The following is a 5,021-nucleotide window of genomic DNA, read 5'->3' as shown; positions in this document are numbered from 1 at the left end:
CGCCCGAGGGCGGGCGGCTCCCCCGGCTCGCTCCCGTGCCGCGCGAGCCGCCGGACGCGGGGCGCCCACCGCCCGCTCCTCGGGCACCTCCGGGGCGGCCTCCTCGGCCCCCGGCTCCGCGCCCGCGTCCGTCGTCGCTCACAGCTGTCCTTCCGTCAGGTCCTCGAGATCCGCGCCCTCGGGCAGGAACGGGGCCAGGGGCGGCAGCTCGTCGAGGCTGGCCAGCCCCATCCGCTCGAGGAAGGAGGGCGTCGTCCCGTAGAGCATCGCACCCGTGGCGGGGTCCTTGGACTGCTCGACCACGAGGCCCCGCGCCACGAGGGTCCGCACGACGCCGTCGACGTCGACGCCCCGCACCGCGGAGACGCGGGCCCGGCTCACCGGCTGGCGGTAGGCGATGATCGCCAGCGTCTCGAGCGCCGCCTGCGTGAGGCGCGCCGTCTGGCCGTCGCGCACGAAGCGCGCGACGACGTCGGCCAGGTCGGCGCGGCTGTAGACGCGCCAGCCGCCGGCGGAGCGGCGCAGCTCGAAGCCCCGGGCCTCCCGGGCGTACTCGTCCTCGAGCGCGACGAGCAGGGCGTGCACGCGGTCCACCGGCAGGCGCACGGCCGCGGCCAGCGACGCCTCGTCGACGGGCTCGTCGACGACCATGAGCACCGCCTCCAGCGCGGCCCGCGCGCCGCCGGGCAGGTCCTCGACGTCCGGCACCCGCTCGGCGTCGGGCTCCTGCTCCCCCGCGGGCGGTCGTCCGTCGCCGCCGACCGCCGGCTCCTGCTCGCTCACGACGGCGCATCCTCCCCCGGCTCGGCGACGCCGCGCACCACGCCCTGGAGCGCCTCGTCCTCGTCCTCCCCGTCCCCCGCGGGCCGGGTCCAGCGGACCGACAGCTCGGCGAGGGCGTCCGCCTGCTCGAGGGCCACGGCGCCGTCGCGGAAGAGCTCGAGCAGGGCCAGGAAGCGCGCGACGACCACGAGCACCGACCCGGCGTCGCGGACGAGCTCGCGGAAGGTCGCGCTGCCCTCGCGCCGCAGGTGGCGGGCCACGGCCAGGGCCTCCTCGCGGACGCTCACGGTGGACCCGTGCAGGTGCGCGAGGCCCACCCCCGGCGGGGCCGGGCGGGGGCGCGACGCCGCGGCCGCCAGCTCGGCGAGCTGCTCCGGCGTCGTCGACAGGACGAGCTCGGGCAGCAGGCCGGCGAGCGCGGGCTCCAGCGGGGCGGAGCGCGGCACGGAGCGGCCGAAGCGGGCGAGCCGGTCGGCGAGGACCGCCGAGACGTCCTTGTAGGCCCGGTACTGCAGCAGGCGGGCGAAGAGGAGGTCGCGGGCCTCCAGCAGGGCGAGGTCCTCGGCGTCCTCGACCTCGCCGCTCGGCAGCAGGCGGGCCGCCTTGAGGTCCAGGAGGGTGGCGGCGACGACGAGGAACTCGCTCGCCTGGCCGAGGTCCCACTCCTCCCCTGCGTCGTCCGCCCCCGCGGCCGTCTCGCCCGGCGACCCTCCCGACCGGGCGCGCAGGTGCGCGACGAACTCGTCGGTGACGGCGGCCAGCGCCACCTCGGTGACGTCGAGCCGGTGCTTGGAGATGAGCTGCAGGAGCAGGTCGAACGGCCCGGTGAAGACCTCGAGGTGGACCTCGAAGGGCGCTCGACGGCCGGCGGGGCGGGCGCGCGCGGCGAGCGGGCCCTTCGCCGGCGCTGCGTCGTCCGCGCGCGCCCCGCTCACGACGGGGTCCGCGACAGGGTCCACGACCGGTTCCACGGGGTCCCGCCGGTCCGGGGGCGCGGGCGGCGCGTCGGGGCTCAGGCCGCGTCGCCCCGGGCGATGAGCTCGCGCGCGAGCTGGCGGTAGGCCGCGGCCGCGGGGTGGCTGCTCGCGTAGCTGGTGATGGGCTCGGCGGCGACGGTCGCGTCGGGGAACTTCACCGTGCGGGCCACGACGGTGTGGAAGACGTCGTCGCCGAAGGCGTCGACGACCCGGGCGACCACCTCGCGGCTGTGGAGGGTCCGCGAGTCGTACATCGTCGCGAGGATGCCGTCGACCTCGAGCCGCGGGTTGAGGCGGTCCTGCACCTTCTCGATGGTCTCGACGAGCAGGGCGACCCCGCGCAGGGCGAAGTACTCGCACTCCAGCGGGATGACGACGCCGTGCGCCGCGGTGAGCGCGTTGACCGTGAGGAGCCCGAGGGAGGGCTGGCAGTCGATGAGGACGACGTCGTAGTCGTCGAGGACCGGGCGCAGGGCGCGGGCCAGGAGGTTCTCGCGCGCGACCTCGGAGACGAGCTGGACCTCGGCGGCCGACAGGTCGATGTTGGCGGGGATGACGTCCATGCCCTCGACCCGCGTGCTGACGATCGCGTCGCGGGTGTCCGCGTGGCGGTCGACCATCAGCGTGTAGACCGTGGTCTCCCGGTCGTGCGCCGAGACGCCGACGCCGGCGGACAGCGCGCCCTGCGGGTCGAAGTCGACGAGCAGCACCCGGCGCCCGAGCTCGGCCAGCGCGGCCCCGAGGTTGATGGTGGTCGTCGTCTTGCCGACCCCGCCCTTCTGGTTGCACAGGGCGATGACCCGGGCCGGGCCGTGGGAGGCCAGCGGCGGCGGGACCGGGAAGTCCGGCATCGGGCGCCCCGTCGGGCCGAGGCCCAGGCCGGTGACGTCGAGCGCCGTCTGACCGGGCGCGCCGTCCGCGTCAGCGGTGGGCGGGGCGCTCTGGTCGGTGCTCACGGCGGTCACTCCCGTGCTCGGGTCGGCGGCGTCGGCCGCCCGGCGGCGGCCCGCCCAGGGCGTCTCGACCCTAGCCGTGCCGCCGAGGGGGCGTCGAGGCGGCGCCGGGCGCCGGCAGGGTCCACCGCCCGCCGAGCTCGACGTCCAGCCAGGGGTCGTCCCGGAAGTCGGTGAGACCGCTGCCCGGGTAGACGGTGAGCTCGCCGAAGCGCACGCCCCCGCTCAGGTCGTAGAGGTCCACGCGGACGTAGTCCCACCCGCGTCCCAGCCGGCGCGCCGCGTCCAGCAGCGCGTCCAGGTGGGGCGGGGGCGGCACCACCTCGGCGAGGGTCGCCGTGCGCACGGCCACGTCGGTCGGCGTCCAGTCCGGCCGGTAGTAGCGCACGCGGTGGTCCCCGAAGCGCCCGTGGTGCACCTGCACCAGCGCCGGCTCGCCGTCGAGGACGTGCACCTTCCAGTCGACGAGGTCCTCCCCCGGCTCGCCCAGGCGCTCCTCGGCCAGCAGGACGTGCCGGGCGCCGGAGTAGCCCCACTCGCCCGTCCGGAGCTCGTCCGTGCTCGCGGCGAGCCACCCGCGGGTGAGCCTCGCGAGCTCCTCGACGTCGGGCTTCCCCTCACCGAGGTGGACGAGCCCGCCGCTGCGGTGGTTCGGCTTGAGCACCCAGTGCTCGCCGAGGTCCACGTGGGCGAGCTCGCGCACGTCGGTCCCCGACCACAGGGTGCGGGCGGGGCGGACGCCGGCGTCGAGGGCCAGCTCCTTCGACGCCAGCTTGTCGCAGGCCGTCACGAGCTGCGGGCGGCGGTCGTGGAGCGCTCGCCAGTCGATCTTCTCCGACAGCGTGGTGGGGCGCCGACGGTCCGGGAGGCGCCCGAACGCGCGGCGGTAGAGCACGGCTCGGCGCGCCCGCACGGGCATCGCCCGCCACACCGCCCGTCCCACGTGGGCCAGCGGCCTGCCGGGGTTCTCGTCCGTCGTCGCGGTGCTCACGCTTCTCCGTGCTGGGTGCTCTGGGCTGCCGGCCCCGGCGCAGGACCTCGCGTAGGCGCGGCTGCGGCGGCACATGCAACCACGCGACGAGCGGTCTGCCCGATCGAGCGGCTCCGGCGGGAGGGGGAGACCGTGCCCGTCCCCGAGTCAGCGCGCCCGGGGGTGGGCGGCGGCGAAGACCTCGCGCAGCGCGTCGGCGGTGACCAGCGTGTACGCCTGCGTCGTCGTCACCGACGCGTGGCCGAGGAGCTCCTGGACGACGCGCACGTCCGCGCCGCCCTCGAGGAGGTGGGTCGCGAAGGAGTGCCGGAGGGTGTGCGGGGACACGCTGCCGGACAGGCGCGCCCGCTCGCCGGCGGCGTGCAGGACGGCCCAGGCGCTCTGGCGCGAGAGCCGTCCCCCGCGCGTGTTGAGGAACAGCGCCGGCCCGCCCCGGCCCTCCGCCGCGAGCGCGGGACGGCCGCGGACGAGGTAGGCGTCCAGCGCGGCCCGCGCGTAGCGCCCGAGCGGCACGACCCGCTCCTTGTCGCCCTTGCCCCGCAGCCGCAGCAGCCCCTCCGGCGGCGGCCCGTCGTCGTCGCCCGCCGGGCCGGTGGAGCCCTGCGGGCGCGGGCCGCCGAGGACGTCGACGAGGTCGTCGACGTCGAGCGCCACCGCCTCGGAGATGCGCGCGCCGGAGCCGTAGAGCAGCTCGAGCAGCGCGCGGTCGCGCAGGGCGCCGGGGCCGTCGCCGACCGCCGCGGCGTCGAGCAGGCGCCCCACCTCGGCGACGCCGATGGCCTTCGGCAGGCGGCGCGGCTCCGCGGGCGGCCGGACGTCGCGCGACGGGTCGGACGCCGTCAGCCCCTCCTCGGCGAGGAAGCGGTGGAAGCCCCGGACGGCGACGACGGCCCGCTTGCTCGAGCTGGCGGTGAGGACGGCGCGCCCGTCGCCCCCCGTGCCGAGGGCGACGGCGAAGGCGCTGACGTCCGCGGGCTCGACGTCCGCCGGGGCGGCCCGGCCCCGTGCGGCGAGGAAGTCGGCGTACCGGACGAGGTCGCGGCGGTAGGCCGCCAGCGTGTTGTCCGACAGGCCGCGCTCCACCCGCAGGTGACCCAGGTAGGTGGCGACGGCCGCGTCGACCGCCGACGCCTCGCGCGGGGCGTCCTGCGCCCGCCCCCGCCCGGCAGGGGCCGCCGCGGCCTCGGCGGGCACGGCCTCGGCGGGCAGGGCGGCACCGCCCGCGCCGTCGTCGCCCGCCACCACGGCGTCCACGGTACGGCCCGCGGCCGTGCCGCCCCGGTCGTCGACCGGGGCGCACCGGAGGGGCGCGTGGAC

5 protein-coding genes are annotated in these 5,021 nt (G+C 77.7%); all 5 read right to left on the bottom strand.

Annotated elements, in window-relative coordinates; all coding sequences use genetic code 11:
* Positions 1-138: 138 nt before the first annotated feature.
* The 5 genes from scpB to HLB09_RS12775 all read right to left on the bottom strand — a co-directional run bounded on the left by scpB (position 139) and on the right by HLB09_RS12775 (position 4,949).
* Positions 139-783 (bottom strand): SMC-Scp complex subunit ScpB, encoded by a 645-nt coding sequence (gene scpB / locus HLB09_RS12795; RefSeq protein WP_171203737.1) that lies wholly within the window; start codon positions 781-783, stop codon positions 139-141.
* Positions 780-1,718: a segregation and condensation protein A gene (locus HLB09_RS12790; RefSeq protein WP_322790173.1), complete on the bottom strand. Its 939-nt coding sequence runs from the start codon at positions 1,716-1,718 to the stop codon at positions 780-782. The genes scpB and HLB09_RS12790 overlap by 4 nt, the downstream gene beginning before the upstream one ends.
* A 77-nt stretch (positions 1,719-1,795) precedes the next feature.
* Entirely contained in the window at positions 1,796-2,611 is an 816-nt protein-coding gene (locus tag HLB09_RS12785; protein ID WP_171203739.1) for a ParA family protein, read from the bottom strand.
* 175 nt (positions 2,612-2,786) lie between these two features.
* Entirely contained in the window at positions 2,787-3,704 is a 918-nt protein-coding gene (locus HLB09_RS12780) for an ATP-grasp fold amidoligase family protein (protein WP_171203735.1), read from the bottom strand.
* A gap of 147 nt (positions 3,705-3,851) precedes the next feature.
* Complete coding sequence (locus HLB09_RS12775) at positions 3,852-4,949, bottom strand: site-specific tyrosine recombinase XerD (protein ID WP_322790171.1); 1,098 nt, start codon at positions 4,947-4,949, stop codon at positions 3,852-3,854.
* Positions 4,950-5,021: the final 72 nt, after the last annotated feature.

It is taken from the genome of Pseudokineococcus marinus, from assembly GCF_013004605.1.
GTDB lineage: Bacteria > Actinomycetota > Actinomycetes > Actinomycetales > Quadrisphaeraceae > Pseudokineococcus > Pseudokineococcus marinus.
The sequence above is the reverse complement of the archived record's forward strand: the minus strand, read 5'-3'. Positions and strand labels throughout refer to the sequence as shown.